Source organism: uncultured Algibacter sp., from assembly GCF_963976535.1.
Classification (GTDB): domain Bacteria; phylum Bacteroidota; class Bacteroidia; order Flavobacteriales; family Flavobacteriaceae; genus Algibacter_B.
The window spans coordinates 1-23,439 of record NZ_CAXBLF010000028.1 but is presented as its reverse complement, the minus strand read 5'-3'; the positions used below and the strand labels follow the sequence as shown (position 1 = coordinate 23,439).

31 protein-coding genes are annotated in these 23,439 nt (G+C 31.8%); 21 read left to right on the top strand and 10 right to left on the bottom strand.

What is annotated here, in order from left to right; genetic code table 11:
* Nucleotides 1-31 precede the first annotated feature (31 nt).
* The 16 genes from AAC024_RS09340 to AAC024_RS09265 all read left to right on the top strand — a co-directional run bounded on the left by AAC024_RS09340 (nt 32) and on the right by AAC024_RS09265 (nt 11,656).
* Nucleotides 32-460 carry a hypothetical protein gene (locus tag AAC024_RS09340; RefSeq protein WP_339895092.1) on the top strand — a complete coding sequence of 143 codons (429 nt, stop codon included), beginning with the start codon at nt 32-34 and terminating at the stop codon, nt 458-460.
* Nucleotides 457-729 (top strand): TIGR03643 family protein, encoded by a 273-nt coding sequence (locus AAC024_RS09335; RefSeq protein WP_339895090.1) that lies wholly within the window; start codon nt 457-459, stop codon nt 727-729. The genes AAC024_RS09340 and AAC024_RS09335 overlap by 4 nt, the downstream gene beginning before the upstream one ends.
* Before the next feature lie 50 nt (nt 730-779).
* A complete protein-coding gene (gene folE / locus AAC024_RS09330) occupies nt 780-1,475 on the top strand; it encodes a GTP cyclohydrolase I FolE (protein ID WP_339895089.1) in 696 nt (231 codons plus the stop codon).
* Between the two features lie 4 nt (nt 1,476-1,479).
* Nucleotides 1,480-1,695, top strand: coding sequence for a hypothetical protein (locus AAC024_RS09325; RefSeq protein ID WP_339895087.1), 216 nt, complete (start codon nt 1,480-1,482; stop codon nt 1,693-1,695).
* Nucleotides 1,696-1,849: 154 nt separating this feature from the next.
* Complete coding sequence (locus tag AAC024_RS09320) at nt 1,850-2,065, top strand: hypothetical protein (protein WP_300248380.1); 216 nt, start codon at nt 1,850-1,852, stop codon at nt 2,063-2,065.
* Between the two features lie 22 nt (nt 2,066-2,087).
* On the top strand, nt 2,088-2,771 hold the full coding sequence (locus AAC024_RS09315) for an SDR family oxidoreductase (protein WP_339895083.1): 684 nt from the start codon (nt 2,088-2,090) through the stop codon (nt 2,769-2,771).
* 3 nt (nt 2,772-2,774) lie between these two features.
* Nucleotides 2,775-3,314 carry a glutathione peroxidase gene (locus AAC024_RS09310; protein ID WP_339895081.1) on the top strand — a complete coding sequence of 180 codons (540 nt, stop codon included), beginning with the start codon at nt 2,775-2,777 and terminating at the stop codon, nt 3,312-3,314.
* A 6-nt stretch (nt 3,315-3,320) separates the two neighbouring features.
* Nucleotides 3,321-3,497 carry a Lacal_2735 family protein gene (locus tag AAC024_RS09305; RefSeq protein WP_339895079.1) on the top strand — a complete coding sequence of 59 codons (177 nt, stop codon included), beginning with the start codon at nt 3,321-3,323 and terminating at the stop codon, nt 3,495-3,497.
* Entirely contained in the window at nt 3,484-3,945 is a 462-nt protein-coding gene (locus tag AAC024_RS09300) for a TspO/MBR family protein (protein WP_339895078.1), read from the top strand. The genes AAC024_RS09305 and AAC024_RS09300 overlap by 14 nt, the downstream gene beginning before the upstream one ends.
* A 45-nt stretch (nt 3,946-3,990) precedes the next feature.
* Nucleotides 3,991-4,461 carry an SRPBCC family protein gene (locus AAC024_RS09295; RefSeq protein ID WP_339895076.1) on the top strand — a complete coding sequence of 157 codons (471 nt, stop codon included), beginning with the start codon at nt 3,991-3,993 and terminating at the stop codon, nt 4,459-4,461.
* 40 nt (nt 4,462-4,501) lie between these two features.
* On the top strand, nt 4,502-5,806 hold the full coding sequence (locus AAC024_RS09290; RefSeq protein ID WP_339895074.1) for a deoxyribodipyrimidine photo-lyase: 1,305 nt from the start codon (nt 4,502-4,504) through the stop codon (nt 5,804-5,806).
* A 261-nt stretch (nt 5,807-6,067) separates the two neighbouring features.
* Entirely contained in the window at nt 6,068-7,216 is a 1,149-nt protein-coding gene (locus AAC024_RS09285) for a N(5)-(carboxyethyl)ornithine synthase (protein ID WP_339895072.1), read from the top strand.
* A gap of 315 nt (nt 7,217-7,531) precedes the next feature.
* A complete protein-coding gene (locus tag AAC024_RS09280) occupies nt 7,532-7,963 on the top strand; it encodes a DoxX family protein (RefSeq protein WP_339895070.1) in 432 nt (143 codons plus the stop codon).
* A gap of 448 nt (nt 7,964-8,411) precedes the next feature.
* Nucleotides 8,412-10,079: a formate--tetrahydrofolate ligase gene (locus AAC024_RS09275; RefSeq protein ID WP_339895069.1), complete on the top strand. Its 1,668-nt coding sequence runs from the start codon at nt 8,412-8,414 to the stop codon at nt 10,077-10,079.
* A 197-nt stretch (nt 10,080-10,276) separates the two neighbouring features.
* Nucleotides 10,277-10,849 (top strand): pentapeptide repeat-containing protein, encoded by a 573-nt coding sequence (locus AAC024_RS09270; RefSeq protein ID WP_339895067.1) that lies wholly within the window; start codon nt 10,277-10,279, stop codon nt 10,847-10,849.
* Between the two features lie 207 nt (nt 10,850-11,056).
* The gene (locus tag AAC024_RS09265; RefSeq protein ID WP_339895065.1) at nt 11,057-11,656 is read left to right on the top strand and encodes a DUF1801 domain-containing protein; all 600 of its coding nucleotides are present in this window, start codon (nt 11,057-11,059) and stop codon (nt 11,654-11,656) included.
* Nucleotides 11,657-11,749: 93 nt separating this feature from the next.
* Here AAC024_RS09265 and yajC read toward each other — a convergent pair whose 3' ends face one another.
* The 3 genes from yajC to nusB all read right to left on the bottom strand — a co-directional run bounded on the left by yajC (nt 11,750) and on the right by nusB (nt 13,635).
* Nucleotides 11,750-12,049 carry a preprotein translocase subunit YajC gene (gene yajC, locus AAC024_RS09260; protein ID WP_339895063.1) on the bottom strand — a complete coding sequence of 100 codons (300 nt, stop codon included), beginning with the start codon at nt 12,047-12,049 and terminating at the stop codon, nt 11,750-11,752.
* Nucleotides 12,050-12,058: 9 nt separating this feature from the next.
* A complete protein-coding gene (locus AAC024_RS09255) occupies nt 12,059-12,541 on the bottom strand; it encodes a DUF1573 domain-containing protein (protein WP_339895061.1) in 483 nt (160 codons plus the stop codon).
* A gap of 146 nt (nt 12,542-12,687) precedes the next feature.
* Nucleotides 12,688-13,635: a transcription antitermination factor NusB gene (gene nusB, locus AAC024_RS09250; RefSeq protein ID WP_339895060.1), complete on the bottom strand. Its 948-nt coding sequence runs from the start codon at nt 13,633-13,635 to the stop codon at nt 12,688-12,690.
* A 498-nt stretch (nt 13,636-14,133) separates the two neighbouring features.
* Between nusB and AAC024_RS09245 the strand changes: the two genes are divergently transcribed.
* Both AAC024_RS09245 and AAC024_RS09240 read left to right on the top strand, forming a co-directional pair.
* Nucleotides 14,134-15,891: an ABC transporter ATP-binding protein gene (locus tag AAC024_RS09245; RefSeq protein WP_339895058.1), complete on the top strand. Its 1,758-nt coding sequence runs from the start codon at nt 14,134-14,136 to the stop codon at nt 15,889-15,891.
* 158 nt (nt 15,892-16,049) lie between these two features.
* Complete coding sequence (locus AAC024_RS09240; RefSeq protein WP_339895057.1) at nt 16,050-16,439, top strand: PUR family DNA/RNA-binding protein; 390 nt, start codon at nt 16,050-16,052, stop codon at nt 16,437-16,439.
* A gap of 53 nt (nt 16,440-16,492) precedes the next feature.
* Here the strand turns inward: AAC024_RS09240 and AAC024_RS09235 are convergent, their stop codons facing one another.
* The 3 genes from AAC024_RS09235 to AAC024_RS09225 are packed head-to-tail and all read right to left on the bottom strand — an operon-like array spanning nt 16,493 to nt 18,264.
* Nucleotides 16,493-17,524 (bottom strand): lysophospholipid acyltransferase family protein, encoded by a 1,032-nt coding sequence (locus AAC024_RS09235; protein WP_339895056.1) that lies wholly within the window; start codon nt 17,522-17,524, stop codon nt 16,493-16,495.
* Between the two features lie 35 nt (nt 17,525-17,559).
* Nucleotides 17,560-17,925: a hypothetical protein gene (locus AAC024_RS09230; protein WP_339895055.1), complete on the bottom strand. Its 366-nt coding sequence runs from the start codon at nt 17,923-17,925 to the stop codon at nt 17,560-17,562.
* A gap of 3 nt (nt 17,926-17,928) precedes the next feature.
* Nucleotides 17,929-18,264, bottom strand: a complete 336-nt coding sequence (locus AAC024_RS09225) for a tRNA-binding protein (RefSeq protein WP_339895054.1) — start codon at nt 18,262-18,264, stop codon at nt 17,929-17,931.
* Between the two features lie 47 nt (nt 18,265-18,311).
* Here AAC024_RS09225 and AAC024_RS09220 point away from each other — a divergent pair, with 47 nt between their 5' ends.
* On the top strand, nt 18,312-18,875 hold the full coding sequence (locus tag AAC024_RS09220; protein WP_339895052.1) for a thioredoxin family protein: 564 nt from the start codon (nt 18,312-18,314) through the stop codon (nt 18,873-18,875).
* A gap of 31 nt (nt 18,876-18,906) precedes the next feature.
* On the opposite strand, the gene AAC024_RS09215 is transcribed toward AAC024_RS09220, so the two are convergent.
* The 4 genes from AAC024_RS09215 to AAC024_RS09200 form a co-directional block, all read right to left on the bottom strand.
* Nucleotides 18,907-19,389 (bottom strand): N-acetyltransferase family protein, encoded by a 483-nt coding sequence (locus AAC024_RS09215; protein WP_339895050.1) that lies wholly within the window; start codon nt 19,387-19,389, stop codon nt 18,907-18,909.
* Nucleotides 19,390-19,935: a YfiT family bacillithiol transferase gene (locus AAC024_RS09210; protein WP_339895048.1), complete on the bottom strand. Its 546-nt coding sequence runs from the start codon at nt 19,933-19,935 to the stop codon at nt 19,390-19,392.
* Between the two features lie 68 nt (nt 19,936-20,003).
* The gene (locus tag AAC024_RS09205; RefSeq protein WP_339895046.1) at nt 20,004-20,711 is read right to left on the bottom strand and encodes a tetratricopeptide repeat protein; all 708 of its coding nucleotides are present in this window, start codon (nt 20,709-20,711) and stop codon (nt 20,004-20,006) included.
* A 253-nt stretch (nt 20,712-20,964) separates the two neighbouring features.
* On the bottom strand, nt 20,965-21,897 hold the full coding sequence (locus AAC024_RS09200) for a peptidylprolyl isomerase (RefSeq protein WP_339895044.1): 933 nt from the start codon (nt 21,895-21,897) through the stop codon (nt 20,965-20,967).
* A gap of 189 nt (nt 21,898-22,086) precedes the next feature.
* Here AAC024_RS09200 and AAC024_RS09195 point away from each other — a divergent pair, with 189 nt between their 5' ends.
* On the top strand, nt 22,087-22,524 hold the full coding sequence (locus AAC024_RS09195; RefSeq protein ID WP_339895043.1) for a hypothetical protein: 438 nt from the start codon (nt 22,087-22,089) through the stop codon (nt 22,522-22,524).
* Nucleotides 22,525-22,737: 213 nt separating this feature from the next.
* Entirely contained in the window at nt 22,738-23,301 is a 564-nt protein-coding gene (locus tag AAC024_RS09190) for a hypothetical protein (RefSeq protein WP_339895042.1), read from the top strand.
* The last annotated feature ends 138 nt before the right edge of the window (nt 23,302-23,439 follow it).

Genomic DNA, 23,439 nt, shown 5'->3' with positions numbered 1-23,439 from the left:
TTTTGTATATTTGGTATATAAAGTAAACAAAATGATACTGAATACGACACATTTTAACAAAGAGCACAAACAATTACTAATAGATGTTGTAGGTAAAACTTTTACATTTTTAGAGGCTTTAAAGATGAAAGGAATTGGCTCTAAACGCATGATTATAAATGATGTAAGCCCTAATTTAAAGTCTTACATGAACACCGTTTCAGATGTCAATTACGTAAATATAGAGCTTCGTAAAAGTGGCATACTCCTTTTTATAAATAAGGGGTTACAAAATTTCACTTGGGCCATTCCTTACTATCAATTGGTCATGTATAAAACTAATGGCGCTAGTATTCATGCTCAAGGAAAGTTTGTACAATTTAAAAACAGTATAACATTTAAGGAAAACAAAGCTTTTTTTGAAAAAATGTTAGATGAGAAAATAAAATACGACGAACAATATAATTTTCATACCATTTGATTTTATCAATTGAAGAAATAGATAGAGTCATTGAAATGGCTTGGGAAGACCGAACAACCTTCGAAGCTATAGATTTTCAATTTGGTTTAAAAGAACAAGAAGTTATTGAATTAATGAGAACCGAAATGAAACCAAGTAGTTTCAAACTATGGAGAAAACGTGTTCAAGGTAGAAAAACAAAACATGAAAAATTAAGAGTTTTTGAAAAAGGACGTTTTAAATGCAGCAGACAAAAACAAATTACACATAATAAAATTTCAAAAGGTTAACGTGCTTTGATTGAGCTTTAAAACTCAAGACAGCACATAAAAAAGACGACATGCAAATAGAAAAATTAAGAACGAACAACAATGATCATAAATTAAATGGATTTTCCATCGAAGATGTTGGTGACGATCATCTACATACAGGTCTAGAAACACCAATGAAATCAGACGCTTTCAAATTAAGTGATTCAGAAAAAAAAGAGCGTATTGCCATTTTGTTTGAAGAAATTATGGATGTTATGGGTTTAGATTTAACAGACGACTCGCTACAAGGTACCCCTAAACGTGTTGCCAAAATGTATATTGACGAGATATTTTCTGGATTAAACCCAGAGAATAAACCAAAAGTAGCGTTGTTTGATAACAAGTACCAATACAATCAAATGTTGGTAGAAAAGAATATTACATTTTATTCTAACTGCGAGCATCATTTTGTTCCAATTATAGGAAAAGCACATGTTGCATACATTTCATCAGGAAAAGTAATTGGGCTTTCAAAACTCAATAGAATTGTGCAGTATTATGCCAAACGTCCACAAGTACAAGAACGTTTAACAAATCAAATCGCAAACGAATTAAAATTGATTTTAGACACTGAAGATGTTGCCGTTATTATTGATGCGAAACACCTATGTGTTTCATCTAGAGGCATAAAAGACGATACCTCATCTACAGTTACCGCTTTCTATGGGGGAAGGTTTAATACTTCAGAAAAAATAACAGAATTACAAAATTATATAAATAGCTAGTATTATGGAATTAATTAACAGAGCATTAGAATTTGAGCAAAGAAAAATGAGATCATTATCAACTAGTGATCGCGTAAAACTTTCTAGAGAAGCAAAAGCGTTAATCTTAGATTTAAATCAAGTTTATAAAGTAAAAAAAGATGATAAAATCATGGATATTATGAAGCGCTTAACAGTCATAAAAAGAAAGATAGAAAAGCGACTAAAAGGTAGACTCTAATTGTACAAATATTAAAAACAGTGTTAAGTATCTGTAAATATTAAATATTCCCTAATAATTCTATATAAAAATAGTTAATCTAGCATAATTTATTATATTGCCAAATTGGTACACTATTTGCACCAGTTAAGTTAGATTAAAGATTATAAAAATTATGGAGATTATTGATAAAGCTTTAGCATTCGAGCAGCGTAGACACACTTTTAAAACAACAAGTGAACGCATCGAATCGTCTAGAGAAGTAAAAAGTTTAATATTAGGTTTAAATGACATTTATAAAGAGAAAAAGGATCCTGAAATAATGGATCTTATGAAACGATTGACTGTTATTAAACAAAAAATAGAAAAAAGGCTAAAGGGCAGGCCATAAAAAACAAAATGCCCTGAAACCTATGAAGACAATAATAGTAGTTGGTGGAAGTAAGGGTATTGGAAAAGCATTAGTTGAAAAACTATTAGCTAATGGCAATGTTATAAACATTAGCAGAAGTATTCCACAAATATCGCATAACAACTTCACTCACCATAATTGCGATGTTACACAAGATGAATTACCAGAAATTGAAATAGCCGATGGTTTAGTTTACTGTCCGGGAAGTATCAATTTAAAACCTATTTCCAGATTAAGTATTGATGATTTTAAAAATGATTTTGAAATCAACGTGCTTGGTGCTGTAAAGGTGATTCAAAAATACCTTCCTATTTTAAAAAAAGGTAATAAACCTTCCATAGTGCTATTTAGTACTGTAGCTGCAAAATTAGGCATGCCTTTTCACGCTAGTATTGCGGTTGCAAAATCTGGGGTTGAAGGTTTGGTAAAATCTTTGGGTGCAGAATTAGCTCCTACCCTGCGTATAAATGCTATTGCACCAACAGTGACAGATACCGATTTAGCCTCTAAATTACTTAGGAACGAGAAGATGATTGAAAATATCATCGAACGTCATCCATTGAAAAAAATTCTATCGCCAGAAGAAGTGGCAGATATGGCAGAGTTTTTACTATCAGCGAAATCTTCATCAATTTCTGGGCAGGTATTTGAAATGGATTGTGGCATTGTCAGTTTTAAAATATAAATTATGAATCCACTAAAAGCGTTTATGGCTACTTTAAGTTCAAAAAGTAGTCCTGCTAAAAAAATGAATGTAGATTCCATTTATGACATAAAAATTAATGCCATAAATGGAAAGCCTATAGAACTATCTCAATTTAAAGGAAAGTACATATTATTTGTAAATGTGGCTTCCAAATGTGGTTTTACACCTCAGTATAAAGGCTTGCAAGAACTATATAATACATATCAAGATAACCTTCAAATTATTGGGTTGCCTTGTAATCAATTTGGAAGCCAAGAACCGGGTAATTCAGAAAGCATAGCATCATTCTGTGAAATGAATTATGGTGTTACCTTTCTTATTTCAGAGAAAATCGATGTAAAAGGTAAAAACCAACATCCCTTGTATAGTTGGTTAACTCAAGAAATTAACAACGGAAAAAAAGATTCATCAGTAAAGTGGAATTTTCAAAAATATTTAGTTGACTCAAATGGCCACTTTGTAGATTATTACTTATCTACAACCAATCCATTAAGTTCAAAAATTACAAAACATTTAAAATAAAAAGCTATGTTCGGATTATTTAAAAAGAAATCTAAAAAAGAAAAACTAGAAGCAAAGTTTAAAAAACTAATGCAAGAATGGCATGAGTTATCAACTATTAACAGATCTGCTAGCGATCAAAAATACGTTGAAGCTCAATTAGTTGCAGAACAAATAAATGCCTTAAAAAATGAAGTTGCTTAAGTATATTGTTATATTCTTGGTTATAAATTTTGGTGCATTAGCAATTGGAAGCTGGCTTATGGATAATGGTCCACAAACTGAATGGTACATCAATCTAAACCAAGCGCCTTGGACACCTCCTGGTTGGGTTTTTGGTGTTGCTTGGACAACCATAATGTTGTGTTTTTCACTATATATGGCGTTTTTATATAAACTAAAGCCTACCACTAAGGTTGTCATATTATTTACTATTCAATTCGTACTTAATGTGATATGGAACTATGTTTTTTTTAATCAACACTTTGTTGGTTTTGGTTTTACAATAATATTATTGCTCACTTTTATTGTGGCTGTTTTCACTTTTTCGTTTAAAAAGGACATGGGCTTAAAAACACTTTTGATACTGCCCTATTTAATTTGGCTTTGCATTGCAACGTCCTTAAATGGTTACATACTCATTCATAATTAAATTATCCAGATTCCCTTCTTCAAAGGAATAAAAAAAACGCTATTAATGAAAATATATACACTTCATAAAAAACAGAATTTACCAATTACCTTAGATCAAGCTTGGGGTTTTCTATCAAATCCAAAAAACTTAAAAATTATAACTCCTGAATATATGGGATTTAATATTCTATCTGGAGCAGATAGACCCATGTTTGCTGGTCAAATAATTCAATATTTAGTAACGCCCGTTTTAGGTATAAAAACCAAATGGGTTACAGAAATAACCCATAGTGTAGACAAACATTATTTTGTTGACGAACAACGGTATGGTCCTTATGCGTTATGGCACCATAAGCATTTTATAAAAGAAATTGATGGCGGTGTTGAAATGGAAGATATTATTGATTACAAAGTACCTTTTGGTTGGCTTGGGCAATTAGTGCATCCTATTTTAGTAAAACCTAAATTGGAAGAAATTTTTAACTACAGAACGAAGAAATTAGAAACACTTTTTGGAGTTTATAAAGTAAAATGAGATTTCCGCCTTCGCGGAAATGAAAAAATCAAAACATTTAATGAAACAACCGTTAACTATTTATTGGTTTCGACGCGATTTAAGATTAATTGATAACGTTGGTTTATATGAGGCCTTAAAAGGTGATAATCCTGTATTACCCATTTTTATTTTTGATTCTGAAATTTTAGACAAACTTCCTGAAGATGATGCGCGTGTTACTTTTATTCACCAAACACTCCAAAACATGCAATCTACGTTACAAAAGAAACATCATAGTAGTATGGCCCTATTTCATGGAAAACCATTAGACATTTTTAAAAATTTAGTGGACACCTATGATATTGGTTCGGTATATACAAATCATGATTATGAACCTTATGCTAAAACGCGTGATGAAAAAGTTGCCTCTTTTTTGAATGACAATCATATTGAATTAAAAACTTTTAAAGATCAAGTTGTTTTTGAAAAAGATGACATAGTTAAAGGTGACGGTACGCCTTATATGGTTTATACGCCTTATATGAAACTTTGGAAGGCTACCTTTAGAACCCTTGATTTTAAATCTTTTCCATCAGAATTAATATTAAAAAATTTAATTTCGAATACTGATTTACCTCATTTAAGCTTATCAGATATCGGTTTTATAAAATCTCACCAAGAGATAAAACCCTATTTAGTTACGCCTAGTTTAATTCAGAATTATGAAGCTACTAGAAACTTCCCTTCGCAAGATAGCACCTCAAAATTAGGTCCGCATTTACGTTTTGGAACCGTAAGTATTAGAAAAATAGTTAAAAAAGCTATTGCTGAAAAGAATGACATATTTTGGCAAGAACTGATTTGGCGTGAATTTTTTACGCAAATTCTTTGGCACTTTCCACATACTCAAAACGACAGTTTTAAAACTAAATACGATAGAATTGAGTGGCGCAATAATGAAAATGAATATAAAGCCTGGTGCGAAGGCAAAACGGGTTACCCATTGGTTGATGCTGGTATGCGGCAACTAAACGAAACTGGGTTTATGCACAACCGTGTGCGCATGCTTGTGGGGAGTTTTTTATGCAAACATTTGTTGATTGACTGGAGATGGGGTGAAGCCTATTTCGCAGAAAAATTACATGATTACGACATGGCGAGCAATGTAGGTAATTGGCAATGGGTTGCTGGATGTGGTGTTGATGCAGCACCTTATTTTAGAATTTTTAATCCTACAACACAAATTCAAAAATTTGATAAGGACTTAAACTACATTAAACAATGGGTTCCAGATTTTCAAGAATTGACTTATCCACTGCCTATTGTAGACCATAAGTTTGCTAGAGAACGGTGTTTAGAAACTTATAAGGCTGCTTTGAATTAGTCCACATGTCTTCTTGTTTTTATCAGATAAAACGATAATTACGTTTAACAACTACGAAGGTATTTAATTTATGTTATTGGTCAAATATTTCTGGTGATGATTAAAATCTAATCGCTGAATATTTCTATTTAAATTGTGGATGTAAAAACTATTGAGACCCCTTTATTTCTTATCTTTATATCATTCATGCTAAGTAATTTGACATCATTGTTTATGCGCTTATTAAGAATAATATGACTTAAGAATTAAAAACAAAAATAAATGGGTTTACTAACTGTCGGTGTTTTCGGAACTTCAAGAAAAAAACAAGAAAAAAGAGTACCAATTCATCCAGATCAATTGGATTGGATAGATCTAGAAATCAGAAGTCATTTGTTTTTTGAAGCGGGTTATGGCTTACCTTTTGGAATGAATGACTCAGAATTAACTGCATTGAGCGCTGGTGTGCTTAGTCGAGCCGAGCTATTTCAGCGCTGTGATATTGCTTTATTAGCAAAACCTGTACAAGAAGATTTTGATGACATGAAAGCGGGAACTATACATTGGGGCTGGCCACACTGCGTGCAGCAAAGGGGTATTACTCAAACGGCTATTGATAAAAAGCTGACGCTAATTGCATGGGAAGCCATGCATCGTTGGTCACGTCACGGCGATTGGCAATTACATATCTTTCATAACAATAATGAAATCGCAGGATATGCCGGTGTACATCATGCTATGAATCTGATAGGAATCGATGGAAATTATGGGCCAACTCGTAAAGCAGTAGTCATTAGTTTCGGTTCGGTAAGTAGAGGTGCCATACGGGCATTACAAGCTAGGGGTGTAAATGACATTACAGTTTTTACCCAACGAAATTATTTCCTAATAGCCGATCAAATGGCAGGAGTCAATTATTATCAATTCGATGAAGACGAAAAAGGTAATTTGATGTCTCTGCATCCCGACCATCAATCCAGTCCATTTATTGAAGAATTGATTGATGTAGATATTATTGTGAATGGTATGCTCCAAGATACTGATCACCCTTTGATGTTGGTACCGGAAGATCAAAATGATCGACTGAAACCAGGTTGCCTAATTGTGGATATCAGTTGTGACGAAGGTATGGGCTTTTCCTTTGCCAAACCTACCAGTTTTGAAGCACCCATATTTAAAGTAGAAAAGGTGTTTTATTATGCCGTAGATCATTCGCCTTCATATCTATGGAACGCCGCTAGCTGGGAAATATCTAACAACCTGACTCCTTATTTGCCCATCATCATGGGTGGCCCTGAAAGATGGGAAGAAAGTGAAACCATCCGGCGAGCTATTGAAATTAAAGATGGAATTATTCAAAACCCAAAAATCACCTCTTTTCAAAAAAGGTCAAGTGAATATCCACATCGTGAACTTTCGGCTGCGACCTAATGATATCATCTTTCCATGCGACTATTTGGGAAAACATTTTTTAGAGGCATTTAAATTTTATTAAACATGGGTTCCAGATTTTCAAGAATTGACTTACCCACAATCTATTGTGGAACATAAATTTGCTAGAGAACGGTGTTTAGAAACTTACAACGCAACTTAAAATTAGTCTATATATCTACTTGAGTTTGTCAGAAAAAAACGATAACTTCGTTTGACGCTTGATAAAAAACACTGAAACGCTTTTTTATCGGTGGAACAGTTGTGGAGCATTTGACCAAACTCTGCTTAAATTAGAAACGAAAAGTAAAAAATATGAATACTAAAATTATTAAACTCTTTTTGCGATTTGCAATTTCACTGGGATTTTTATCAGCAGTAGCCGACAGATTTGGAATTTGGAGCAAAGACGTTTCTGTTTGGGGGAATTGGGATAATTTCTTGAGTTATACCCAAATGATAAATCCTTGGATTCCCAATTCACTAATCCCAACAATCGGAATTTTAGCAACTGTAGCCGAAATTGCTGTTGCGATTTTCTTAATAATAGGATTTAAAACGGAACTGTTCGCAAAATTAAGCGGATTTCTACTGTTAGTATTTGCTTTGTCAATGACTTTTTCAACCGGAATAAAAGGAGCGTTTGATTATTCTGTTTTTAGTGCTTCTGCCGGAGCTTTTGCATTGAGTCTTATGAAAGAGAAATATTTGGAATTGGATAATCTGATTTCTAAACCGAAAGACTGAGCGAAAAATAAAAACGACACCACAATGGCTATAAGTAATTGCTTGTTCTCCCAACTACTCATAGCTGAGACCGTCAAACGAACTTCAAAAAAACAACCTGTTTTAATTAAATACATCGGCAATTTAGAGGTCTACTATGTACTTAGCAGACAGTTGCGTTAGCGATTGAACGGCCTGTTTGAAATCCTTTTTAAAAAATTAAATGTACTTGGTTTGATAAGAACTAAAGTTAAACAGATTGCCACAGTTGTAACCTCCATAGTAATGGCGTTTTAAAAAGATTGAGTAGTGAAAGCGCGACCCTTGTGGTAACGCCCAAATAATTTTTTTTAAGATTTGTATTCTAATAAAACGAAACTCTAGTATATGATAAAAATCACGATTTCTGAAATCTAAATTTCATACTTTTAAAAATCGTTAATATTCCTATAATTAAAATTAATGTTTTATGACTGATTTACAAATTGCAAAAACTGTAACACTTGAGCCAATAACTGAAATTGCTAAAAAATTTGGTGTTGATAGTAATAACATTGAGATGTATGGAAAGTATAAAGCGAAATTACCGCTAAACTATATTGATAAAGATAATGCTAACAAGAGCAACCTTATACTGGTTTCTGCTATTTCGCCCACACCAGCAGGTGAAGGAAAAACAACCATGTCTATTGGCTTGTCTGAAGGTTTAAATCGTTTAAATAAAAAGACTACCGTGGTTTTGAGAGAACCATCATTAGGTCCTGTTTTTGGAATTAAAGGTGGCGCTACTGGAGGAGGTTATTCTCAAGTATTACCAATGGAAGATATAAATCTACATTTTACGGGTGATTTTTCGGCTATAGAAAAGGCTCATAATTTATTGGCTGCCATAATTGATAATAATATTCAAAGTAAAACAAACTCTTTACATATTGACCCTAGAACGATTAGCTGGAAACGTGTGGTAGATTTAAATGACAGAGCATTAAGACACGTAATTGTGGGTTTAGGCGGAACAACATCTGGTGTTCCTAGAGAAACCGGATTTGATATTACTGCAGCTTCTGAAATCATGGCGATTCTTTGTTTAGCCGAAAATTTAATGGATTTAAAAGAACGCTTAGGTAATATTTTTGTTGGTTATACTTTTGACAAAGTACCTGTTTACGCTCGTGATTTAAAAGCTCAAGGCGCCATGACTACGCTTATGAAAGATGCCATAAAACCCAATTTGGTGCAAACTATAGAAGGAAATCCAGCCATAATCCATGGCGGGCCTTTTGCTAATATTGCTCAAGGAACAAACTCGGTAATTGCCACATTAATGGGTATGACCCATTCTGAATATACTGTTACGGAGGCTGGTTTTGGTTTTGATTTAGGTGCTGAAAAGTTCTTTGATATTAAATGCCAAAGCGCAGGCTTAAAACCAAAAGCAGTAGTACTTACCACGACTATTCGCGCCTTGAAATATCATGGCGGTGCTGATTTAAAATCGCTTACTGAACCAAATTTAGAAGCTTTAGAGAAAGGGCTACCTAATTTAGAAAAGCATCTGGAAAATATTGGCAAATTTAATGTTGCCCCCATAATAGCTATAAATAAATTCGCTTCTGATAGTGATGCAGAAATTGACTTGATTCTTAAATTTGCGAAATCTAAAGGCATTAGGGTTGCCTTAGCTAATGTTTGGGGAGAAGGTGGTGAAGGTGCTTTAGAATTAGCAAAACAGGTTATAGAAGTGGTGGAAGAAAACAAATCGGACTTTAAACCATTATACAAATGGGAATCTAGTGTGAAAGATAAAATTGCTACAATTGCCACTGAAATATATGGTGCGGAACACGTAGATTATACCGCAATAGCGAAAGCCCAATTGAATAAAATTACCAAGCTAGGTTTAGATCATCTTCCAGTTTGTATCGCAAAAACACAAAAGTCGTTATCTGATAATCCTAAACTTCTTGGTCGTCCTAAAGATTTTATCATAACCGTTAGAGAAATTGAAATTGCATCGGGAGCAGGCTTTTTAATTCCTATTACTGGAGATATTATGCGTATGCCTGGGTTACCCGCACATCCGTCATCAGAGCATATTGACATTGATGAAAATGGAGAGATTACAGGATTATTTTAATTATATTTATATTGAGGTAATAATACCAATTTAAACACAAAATGTTCCATGTCGCCGCGTTCTTTTAAAATCTAAATGCCTTGTTCATAAATTCCGTAACCTTGCTATGCAATTTAATCACAGCGTTTTTAGATTTCCAAATAACATTGGCTTTGACACGACATTTTCTATTTAAATTGGTATAAAATAAAAACTTGATGGCACAAAACTTTATCGAAGAAGAAACATTCGAAAATAAGACGTTCTCTAAATACCAATTTGAAAAAGGTGATTATGAGTTATGTACTTTTACAAATTGTGATTTCTCAAATTCTGATTTGTCGAATACACGTTTTGTTGATTGTGAGTTTTTCGATTGTAATTTGAGTTCAGCGAATATTTATGAAACTGGCTTTCAAAATGTATTATTTAAAGATTGTAAAATGCTTGGACTAGATTTTGAAAAAAGCAATGATTTTGCATTTGAAATAAAAATTGATAATTGCCAATTAAATCACGCTTCTTTTTATCGAAAGAACATAGCTAAAACAGTATTTAAACAATCTAAAATGCAGAGCGTAGATTTTACTGAATGTGATTTAAGTTTATCTATTTTTAATGATTGTGATTTGCTTAATGCTACTTTTCTAAATACTAATTTAGAGAAAGTTGATTTTAGGAATTCTAAAAATTTCACCATAGACCCAGAAAACAACAGGATTAAAGGCGCTAGGTTTTCTTTACAATCTGTTGATGGTCTTTTGAGTAAATATCAAATAAAGATTGAATGATGAATTTAAGAAACTAGTTATTTTTATTCTTATGTCAGGTTGAGCGTAGTCGAAATCTATATCATTTTCAGTTTGAGACCTTTCGACTGCGTTCAAGGTAACAAATAGTTATATTATTGGCTTTTAATTATAGAACAGTATATTTTGATGTTAAACTTGTATAAATAGTAAATTACATCTTGCCTATATAAAAAATAATTTAAACAGATGAAAAAGATTTATTCAGTAGAAGAATACATTGAAGAACACCAAAATTTTGGAGAAGCTTTGACACTTCTTAGAGCTATTATAAATTCTACAGATGTGGGAGAAACTGTAAAATGGAGTGCGCCTGTTTATACTGTTAATGGAAAGAATGTTTTAGGACTGGGTGCTTTTAAAAAGCATTTTGGAATTTGGTTTTTTAATGGTGTTTTTCTGAAAGATGAACATAAGCTATTAGTTAACGCTCAAGAAAACAAAACTAAAGCCTTAAGACAAATGCGTTTCAAAACTATTGAAGATATAGACAAAAACCTAGTTTTGTTATATGTAAAGGAAGCCATTGAAAATCAAAAATTGGGTAAAGAAATTAAACCTGAGCGCACTAAAAAGAAAACTATTATTCCCGAAGCACTTAAAGCTATTTTAACATCAAATAATAAATTAAAACTAGCGTTTGATAACTTATCACCTTATAAACAACGTGAGTATTGTGAGTATATAGACATAGCTAAACGGGAGACTACAAAACAAACTCGACTTGAGAAAATCATACCTATGATTATACAAGGCGTTGGCTTACATGATAAATACAAAAATTGTTAAAAACGCCATGGGTTTTTCATAAATTTCAATTTTTAAAGCAATTAAAAAAGCCTCCTAATGGAAGCTTTTTTTTATTATATTCTATTTAAAGATTTATTTCTTAACTACAGCAGGAGCATTAAGCTTAGAGCTCATTTCCATTGAAATGGCTGATCTATCAAACTTCAGTTTTCCAGCCATAGTCTCTATAACACAACTGTTGTCTTTATCATTTAATTCTGAAATTTTACCGTGTAAACCACTTTTGGTAATTACTTTATCACCACGTTTTATTTCGGCTGCAAATTTCTTTTCTTTTTTTGCACGTTTCATTTGTGGTGCAATCATAAAGAAATACACAACAACAAACATTAATACAAATGGCAATAAACTACCAATTCCTCCGTCTCCCATTATTTTTATTTATTGTACTGCTGGTTTAATAGCTAGTTTTTTATTAGGATCTGGCTTTACAAATGCTGTTATTTTAACAACTTCAGAACCATTTTCAGTATTTGCAGTAACTGTTATAGTTTTACTGATTTTATTAGCGCCACTACCGTTAAATTTAACTGTAAACTTTCCAGAATCTCCTGGTGCTAATGGTAATCTACTCCAGTCTTGAGGTACTGTACAGCCACAAGAACTTTTAATATCTGTTATTACTAAAGGAGCATCACCAGTATTTTTATAATTAAATATGGTTTCTACTGCTGTTTTAGCTTCAATTTCTCCAAAATCGTGTACTTTTTTGTCAAACTCAAGTACTGGGAATTTAGATGCTACCGCATCCCTTTCTGCCGCAGCAGCAATATTACTTTCGTCAATTTTTTTGGCAGCGTTTTCTTTACAAGATACAAATGCAATTAAGCAGATGGCGCTAAGTCCTAATACTATTTTCTTCATAATAGATGTTTTAAATATTTTTTGATGAGCAAAAATAGTAATTATTTAAACGATTAAAAAAATTTTACTTCTTTCTTAACACTAATACCAAATAAATTTTAAAATAATCGATTAAATTTGGTATAATCTGTAATTATCCTTACTGTTTACATTAAACCTCGCCCCACTTTGTTCAACTCACCAGAAGCTTCATATTCTTTAACGAGCTTATCTAAGATACCGTTAATAAAAATACTACTTTTTGGAGTTGAATATTCTTTTGAAATTTCTAAATACTCGTTGATAGTTACTTTTACTGGTATTGAGGGGAAGTTTGACAACTCACAAATAGCCATTTGCAACAACACATAATCAACTTTAGCGATACGCTCTGCATCCCAGTTTTTTGTTTTCTGATCAATCTCAGTTTTAATAACTGTTTGATTTAAAAGTGTTTTCTTAAATAAATCTATAGCAAACTGCTTATCATCAATATCCTTATATAATTTTAGCGTAAAATAATCTTCAGATGCATTTGCCTTTACTTTTCTAAGCAACTTTAAAATTGTAGTGTTAACCGTTGGAAGATCATCTAACCAAGTTATGTTTTTATCTTCCATATAATCATAAAGCTTATCGTTTGGAGCAATAATCTCTTTAAAAACATCAACAATAAAGTCTTTATCTTCTTTAAAACCAGACACCCTAGTATTCATATAATCTTTATACAAATCACTAGCTATAATAGCTTTAAAAATAATATCAACATATTCATTATCCAAATCCCAATTAGTAATCTTATGGGCTTCAAGTTTTGTTTTTAATTGATTGTTATCCTTTAATAACTTTAATAACTGATTATTTACAAACTTTCTGTTGGGATCTTTATCATCTTTAGTAGCAAGATGCTTTTTTTGTTTCTTTTGTAAATTGCTTTCTGCTCTTTTTTGAACTTCAATTAATAAAGACATTAACAACAAATACAAATTGTACATATTATCAATACTGAAGAGTAAAAATTTTTGATCTTTACTAAAATCATCACTTTCACTACCACTAAAGGCATACATGGTTTGCATGACTTTTACACGTATATGTCTTCTATTTAGCATCATTACAAAGAACTTTAATTAAAAAATAAACTATTGTTCATTATTTTTAGTGCCGCAAAAATAACACTATATTTTAGTACATAACAATAAAAATTAAAGTTATTTGGGCGTTACCCAGAAAGGGTCGGGCTATCCGTTCCAAGTCCTCGCGCCTCCTACGTCGGGCTGTGGGCTTTCCTCTACTATCCCTAACGCGAGCATATCCGCAATTTATAATTAAGTCGGCTGACAGTTAGCTTACTTAAAAACTAAGCTCAATATAATCAACTAAACAAATAATTTATTTCCCACTTATTAAATAGGAATTAAAAAGCTTTATAAAAAGTCCACCCCTTAATCCCCTCCAAGGGGGAGAAACTCATAAGCTTCAGTTTCCCTCCTAATAAGGAGGGATTAAGGGAGGTGTTTTTTTAAAAGATATTTAACACTTTGCAAACCTCATAAATCATCACATTCCCTATTAATAAGTTATATTTGCTATCCTACTTACTTAAAAATTAAATGAAAGAATTAAGGCATTTAAATAAATACTTTTTTAAATACAGAACACATCTTATAATTGGTTCTATTATTACTATAGTGGCTCGTTTATTTTTGCTTTACACACCGCGTTATGTAAAAAAAATATTTGTCGCTATTGAACAGTATTATGATAAATCTATCACCGAAGATGTTTTTAGAGCAGATTTATTAGAAGCTATCCTATATATTATTGGCGCTGCTCTTATTGCTGCTGTACTTACGTTTTTTATGAGGCAAACTATCATAAATGTATCACGGTATATTGAGTATGATTTGAAAAATGAAATTTATGCGCAGTATCAAAAATTATCGCTAAATTTTTACAAGAAAAACAGAACGGGCGATTTAATGAACCGAATTACCGAGGATGTTTCAAGGGTTCGTATGTATGGTGGTCCTGCGCTAATGTACAGTATTAATACTTTTGCATTAATTGTGATTGTTATTATTTATATGATTAATGCTTCACCAAAATTAACTTTATATACCATAGTACCACTTCCTATCTTGTCTGTCATTATTTATAAATTAAGTAAAGAAATACATAAACGAAGTACTATTGTGCAAGAATATCTATCCAAGCTTTCAACATTTACTCAAGAGTCCTTTAGTGGAATTTCTGTAATAAAAGCATATGGTATTGAGCCTCAAACTTCAGTAAATTTTAAATCGCTTGCAGCTGAAAGCAAAGAAAAACAAATAAACTTAGCCAAAGTACAAGCTTGGTTTTTCCCGATGATGATATTACTTATTGGAACAAGTAATTTACTAGTTATTTATTTTGGTGGCATGCAATACATTAATGGAGAAATTGAAAGTATTGGTACTATTGCTGAGTTTATTATTTATGTAAATATGCTCACATGGCCAGTAGCAACTATAGGTTGGGTAACTTCTATTGTGCAACAAGCTGAAGCTTCGCAAAAGCGAATCAATGAATTTTTAAAAATTGAACCTGAGATTAAAAATAACGTAAATACTCATACAGAAATCACAGGAGATATTGTTTTTAAAGACGTTACCTTCACCTATGATGATACAAACATTCAAGCGCTTAAAAATATAAGTTTCCAAATTAAAGAAGGTGAAACTTTAGCTATATTAGGAAAAACAGGGGCTGGAAAATCTACTATTTTAGATTTAATTGGAAGGCTTTACGATATTGACAAAGGCTCTATTACGATTAATAACACAGAAATTAACAACTTAAACTTAAACGACTTACGTGATAGTATTGGGTACGTTCCGCAAGACGCTTTTTTGTTTTCTGACACTATAAAAACCAATATTAAATTTGGGAAACAAGATGCTACCGATGATGATGTCATTGATGCAGCTAAAAATGCTCAAGTACACAAAAACATAATCAAGTTTAACAAAGGTTATGAAACGGTTTTAGGAGAACGTGGCATTACATTATCGGGCGGACAAAAACAACGTGTGTCCATAGCACGGGCAATTATTAAATCGCCGAAAATTTTATTGCTTGATGATTGCTTATCAGCGGTTGATACTGAAACCGAAGAGAAAATTTTGAAGAATCTTAACAAAATTTCAAACGGAAAAACATCAATTATTGTTAGCCATAGAGTGTCTTCAGCTAAAAATGCTGATAAAATTATTGTTTTAGATGATGGAGAAATTGTACAACAAGGTACTCATGATACGTTGATTGATGTAGATGGCTATTATAAACACTTATACTTAAAACAACTTAGTGAAACAACATCTAAGTAATTTATAAATCTTTAATAGATAAGTACCTAGAGATTTTTCATTTAATTAAATGCAAAGAAATTCAATATTTTAAAAAGAAAATTCATAATTTATTGGTTAGTATCGTTTTTTTTTAGATTTTTGATACTATAATAAGACAACTAAATTTCAATTCAATTATGTATAATGATAAGATGGAGAAAGAGGAAATTTTTTCAAAAGTATTAAGAGCAGGTAGAAGAACCTATTTTTTTGATGTAAGAGCGACAAAAGCTGAAGATTATTACTTGACGATTACTGAGAGTAAAAAATTCACTAATGATGACGGATCGTTTCATTATAAAAAACACAAAATATACATCTACAAAGAAGACTTCGCTGAATTTAAAGAGATTTTGGCTGAAATGACTGATTACATCATAACTGAAAAAGGAGATGAAGTAATAAGTGAGCGTCATCAAAAAGATTTCAAAAAAGAATATGAAGATGATGGATCTAAAGTTACTGAAGCGGACTTAAAAACCCCAACTCCTGAAAGCTTTACTGATATAAGTTTTGATGATATCTAATTAATTTTCAAAACAATATAAAAATAAACCACAGCTAAGCGTTGTGGTTTTTTTTATAGTTTAACTGCAAGTAACACCACGCATAAACTAGCTATAAGATAGCCTACAGCCACTACCCAGCCAAGCGTAATAACTAATACGATAAACAAACTCATCAACCATAATGGGCCAAGTGTAATAGCTATAGCAAACCTAAAGGTAGATCGAAATTCTATTTCTTTAATTTTTGGTTTTGCTACAAATTTCCAAACTAAAATAGGAACAATAAAAGCACAAACTAACAATGCTTTAAAAATAATATTAATAAAAGTGTTACTTTTTACTTCTTGGAATTTACAGTCTTGAAATTTTGAATTTATACATGTATTAACCGCTTTAGGATTTAAAAAATCGACATCTAACCTTTCTAGTTCATCTAAAGTTTCTTGATAATTTTCTTTTGGAATATTTGTAGTCAATAGAGATATTTCAGATTGAATTACAGCTTTAAGACTAACTGCATCCTCATTTTTATTTCCAGAAATATAGTCCTTTGCTACTAAAGGAGTTCCAAAATAAATTGATGCGCCGTCTGGGAAATTTTCAGCATTTGTATAATTCACGCCAACTGGAAGTAGCTGTAAATCCATTTCTGGATAGTTTTCTAAAGCATCTAGTATTATTCTTGTAAACCCTTTACTTAAAGGCCTTACCATGCGCATAAGATTATGATTACCCTCTGGAAATATAACGATGCATTCACTATCATTTAAAAGTTTTGAGCAGTTCTCAAAAATAGCATTGTTATTCGCTAAATTCCCCCAACCATCTCGTATTCTGTAAACAGGAAGCATCTGTAAGCTTTTCAATATTCTAGCAACAACCGGTTTATTAAAAACAGACGCTCTGGTTAAAAAATAAGATAATCTACCACACTTAGTAGCAATCAATAGCGCATCTAAAAGTGCGTTTTGATGATTACTTAATAATAAAACAGGTTTATTTTTTGGAACATTTTTGGCATCATAAATTTTTATTCTTCTAAAATAGAAAAACATCCCAACGCTTATATACGTTCTTACAAAATACAGCCAAATTAGTTTCAAATTTTTATCGTTTTTTTTCTTGACCAAAAATAAGCTCATAGCAACCCAGATATGATATGCCAAATCCCCAAAAAGGTAGCTAAAATTGCCATTCCTCCCAACCCGTTAAAAAAGGAGAAAATCAACAATAACCGCAAACCTGAATTTTGGATTCCTGTTTCAATTGCTAAAGTTTTTTGGTTTTTAAATGACAGCCTAAGCATCTTAGCTACAAAAAAACCTAATAATAAAGCTATAATATTATGAGTAATCCCTATTAATAAAACATGATGAATGTAAACGTTAAAAACATCAAAAGAAATTCCAAGTGCAACTCCAAACATAACAACGGCAAGTGCTATATTTAAAACCCATAATTCATTGCTGTCAAAATTTATTTGAATCTCATCTAATTCTTGCATAAATCAATTTACAGGTGTCCCATTTTTAACTTTAGTTTCGGGGTTTAAAAGTATAACATCGCTTCCCTTTACAGCGCCTAAAATCAAACATTCACTCATAAATTTCGCGATTTGCTTATTAGGAAAATTAACTACTGCAACGATCTGTCTTTGCAATAAATCTTCTTTTTTATACAGTGTTGTGATTTGAGCAGACGACTTTTTAATACCTAATTCTCCGAAATCAATAGTTAGTTGGTAAGCAGGCTGTCGCGCTTCAGGAAAATCATGAACCTCAATGATAGTTCCTATACGTAAATCAACTTTAGCAAAATCTTCAAAAGTAATTGTCTTATCCATTTTTTAAAAATACAAATTTTAACGAACTTTGAATAAAACTTTTCAGTATGGCTATGACACCTTCAAACATGCTTTTATTAGGCACAAAAGCACCAGATTTTTCTCTTCCTGACACAATTTCAAGTACTGTTTTAAGTCTTAATAAACTTAAAGGGGAATTGGGTACAGTTATCATGTTTATTTGTAACCACTGCCCTTTTGTAATTCATGTTAATTCTGAGTTAGTTAATATGGCTAACGCTTACGCGGAAAAAGGGATTGGTTTTATTGCTATTTCTAGTAATGATGCTGCTAATTACCCGCAAGACTCACCTGAAAACATGAAAATTCACGCGCATGCTGAAAGTTACCCTTTTCCTTACTTATATGATGAAACCCAAGAAGTAGCTAAAGCTTATGATGCAGCCTGTACTCCAGATTTTTATGTTTTTGATGAAAAATTAGAACTTGTTTACAGAGGGCAATTGGATGATTCCAGACCAGGTAATAGCAAACGGCTTACAGGTAAAGATTTAAGACAGGCATTAGATTATTTAATTATAGGCAAAAAAAATACCGAAACCCAAAAGCCCAGTATTGGTTGTAATATTAAATGGAAAATCCCATCCTAAATCCTTCCCTAAGGGAAAGACTTGTAGTTTATTAAAATTTTAACTGCCAAATACCAATATTTTGCCATTCACCAAATTTGAACCCTACTTCTTTTAAGTTAGCAACTTGCTCGAATCCAAATTTCTCATGCAATTTAATACTCGCCTCATTTGGGATTGTTAAAACGCCAAGTACCGTATGCAAATTGGTTTCTTTGAGCAATCTTATTAATTCAGCATATAATTTTGACCCTATTTGTTTTCCATGTGAGGTATGCTTCACATATACAGTTGACTCTGCAACGTAATTATAAGCTGCCCTTGGTCTAAATCTACTTCCATAGGCGTAGCCCAATATTTCATTGTCTTCCTCATAGACAATAAAAGGGTAATCTGCAGTAATAAGATTTAATTTATCTGAAAATGTTTTAAGTGACAAGGGTTCAATATCAAAATTGACCGTCGTGTTTATAACATAATAATTATACATCTCAAGTAATTCTTGAGTATCATTTATATGTACTGGTCTTATCATTTAAAGCCAACCTTTACGTTTCATCAAACTTTCAATATGTGCGTAGTGATGATTACTATGCCACGCATAATTACCAACATTATAACTTAGAAAAATGGTGCTATTGGTTTCTGGGTGAATAAAACATTTGTTTAAATTATCTTCTGACAACGTTTTTAATAGATACACCAACTTAAAATGAATAGCTCTTAAATGGTTTAAAGACATGTCTATTGGGGCTGATTTAGAGTCCATAAGTTCTGCCCAACGATCTTCGTAATAGGCTTTAATAATAGGTTTTTCTTCAGTCAACGCCCATTTAAAGCGCGTATAACTATGATGATGACTATCTGATACATGATGAACAACTTGCCTAATAGTCCAGCCTTCAGGTCTGTATTGTGTGTCTAGTTGTTGGTTAGACAAACCCTTAACTAGGTTTTCTAAGCGGTTAGGAAAATGCTCCAAAATAGAAATCCAACTTTCAATATGCTGTTTTGAAATATTATTCGGACAATCAAATTGACCGATAGGGTATTTAAGTTTTTCTAGTTCTTGCTCTGTCATAAGTAAATATAAAAAAAGCACCTTAATTAAGGTGCTAAATTCATGTAAATCCGTAAGAACTAGTAAAATTATTTCTTAAGTTTACTATCATATTTATTTACAAATTCTTTAGCTTGATTGTTTTCATTATCATAATTAAAAGCCATTTTATAATTATTATATGCCTGTAAACTATCACCAGATAACAAATATGCTTCAGCTAAACTATCATAAACGTTAGAGCTTTTAGGAAATAATGCCACATTGATTTTAAATACGCCGACAGCATCAGCATATTTTTTTTCTCGAATTAAATTATAACCTAAATTATTAAAATAACTTTCTTCTAAAATAGTACTTGTAGAATCTTGTTTTTGTATGTTTAAATACCCCAATAGGGCTTTATCATAATCTTTAAGTTTTATATAAGTACTAGGGATTTTAAAAGAATCTTCAACTTTAATATAATCGTAAGAAATGATGTCTTTATTTTCTTTTGAGAGTTTAGACAAATAATACGCCTTTGTTTCTGGATGCTGTACAAAATGCATTTTTTCATCTATTTCTACCATATAAAATATCTTATTATCTATAATCACTGGCTTAATCTTTTCTGCGCCTTTCCATTTTAAAAATAATTTTTCATTATCATAAAACACCTCAATAATTTCGTCTTGATTTAATAAATAGCGTCCAGAGGTTCTTTCCATATATTCGGGAGTATACTCAATGTTTTTTGAGCAACTAGCGAAAATAATAATACAAAATAAAGAAAATAACACGGTCTTTGTCTTCATTTGGATTGGGTTAATTAGTTAAATGACAAGCAAAAAGAAGGGGCTGTGTGAAAAGTTTTTCGAGTTGTCAGTTTGAGCATTAACGAGGTCAAAATGAATTTTGAACGAAGGTAGCTTACGAAGTAAGTCGAAAACGTTATAATATTGATTTCCAATGCATTTCGACTGCGCTCAATGTGACAATTTACTCCAAAATCGACTTTTCAGACAGCCTCTATTTCTAATATTTGTTACTTTATTCTCGTAAATAACTCTATTTTACATCCATTAACTCAACATCAAAAACAAGCGTAGCATCAGGTGGTATAACACCTCCAGCACCAGCACTACCATATCCTAAATGACTTGGTATCACTAGTCTCGCTTTATCTCCAACTTTTAATAATTGAATACCTTCATCCCATCCAGCAATAACTTGACCAACACCTAAAGGAAAATCAATAGGTTCGTTACGTTTATAAGAAGAATCAAAAACAGTTCCGTCTGATAATTGACCTTTATAATGTACAGAAACCGTTTGTCCTTTTTCTGCTTTTACACCATTACCTTTCTGGATGATTTGATAACGCAATCCGCTTTCAGTTTTATCAAAACCTGTAGCTAATTTATCTAATTCTGCGTTTGCTGCAGCTTTAACTTCTGCATCTCTTTTTTCTCTTGAACCTTCAAAAGTTCTGAATGCTTCAATGGCGTTGTAAGCTTCAGCATCAGCCCCAACACGCACGATTTCTATCGTTTCAATAGCATCACCTTGTGCAATGGCATCAACAACTTCTTGACCGTGTTCTACTTTACCAAAAACGGTATGTTTATTATCTAACCAATCGGTTGCTATGTGTGTTATATAAAACTGACTTCCGTTAGTTCCTGGTCCTGCATTTGCCATCGCTAAAACTCCTGGTCCATCGTGTTTTAAATCTGGATGAAACTCATCATCAAATTTGTATCCTGGATTTCCAGATCCTGAACCTTGTGGGCAACCACCTTGAACCATAAAATCTGGAATAACTCTATGGAATTTTAAACCATCATAATATGGTGTTCCTTGAGGTTTTACATTATTTTCTAGGTTTCCTTCTGCTAAAGCTACAAAGTTACCTACTGTTCCTGGTGTTTTTTTAAATTCTAAAGCAACGAGAATTTCTCCTTTACTTGTATTGAATTTTGCGTATAATCCGTCTTGCATTGTTCTAATTTTATTTGAAGATGCAAATATATGAAACATACATAACTAAAACTTAATACTAAAGCAAAATCATAAAATGTATGTCGCATGTGTCCTCATACAATAATAAACACAATCAAATGAAATGATTTACGATTATAGTTTTGTGCTTTATAATTATAATTCTAGTTTTACAAAAATCATTTCGATATGAAATTTAAGTTAAATAAGATTTTAGGAGCTTTTGGGAATACTCGTTCCTCGGAGCCAACTGATGATGATAATTATATTAAAGATATTATTAAATCTGTTGATGAAGAGGCATTTGCTGTTTCTGAACAGAATGTTCTATTTGCAAAAGTTTCAGAATTAGGAGGTTATTATTACGTCATAACTATAGTTGTAGGCACTTTTAAAATCAAAACAAATAAAGGTGCTAATCTTAGTATAGAAGGCGAGAATTTTAATTTAATATTGAATTCTGATATGGATGAATTTGAATCAGACCATTCCAACGTATCAAATCGATTTATTACAAGAATAGATTTTCAAATTGAAAAGGAAGACATTTCTAAATTTGACAAAAAGACTATTATATCTTTAAAGTTATCTGCCAAAAAACAGGAGGTTATCTTTAACACACTATAAGTTAATTAGTTGTTTCACTATAATTTTTTTTATTATGTCTATTGTTTTAACCGGCCACAAATTGGGAATAACAATTTAGCACATCGCTTAACTTTATCAGAAAAATTAGCTAACTTCGTTTAACAACCGATAAAGTTCATTGAAACGGAATTTTATCTTTGCATTTTACAACATTTGACTAAAAATTAAACTTTAGAACTAAAATTAAACTGAATGAAAAAAATCTTATTGACCTTAACTCTTTGCGGACTGACTTTTATCGCTAAATCTCAAAATGCAAGTGTAGAAAAATCTATGTACGGAATACAAACGGGCTTTTTAGGAATTTGGGTGCATAATGAATCAAAATTATCAAATCAATTCGTTTTGAGAAGTGAGATTGGACTTGATACAGGTATTTACGGAAGTGATGTTAATGGAATTGATGGTTTTTTACTTACTCCGACAATAACATTAGAACCTCGTTGGTATTATAATCTAAATAAAAGAGAGGGTAAATCAAGGAGAATAGATGGTAATAGTGGAAATTTTATATCAATAAAGACAACATATCATCCTGATTGGTTTGTGATTTCTAATGAAAACAACATTAATTTTATTAGTGATATTTCAATTGTGCCAACTTGGGGTATTAGAAGAAATATTGGTAATCATTTCACGTATGAAACAGGAATTGGAATTGGTTACTTACATTACTTTAAAAAAGACAATGTGATTTTAATAAGTGAACCTGATGTCGCAGTGAATTTACATTTACGAATTGGCTATCAATTTTAACATACAAACTGAATAAAAACGTTGTACAATCCGTATAAAAAAATTGCTGTTTAGGGATAATCTAAAGGTCATTGCTTGTTTGCTTACATCTGATTTTCCTTCGGAAAATCCTCGCACACAAACACGCAACAAACCATA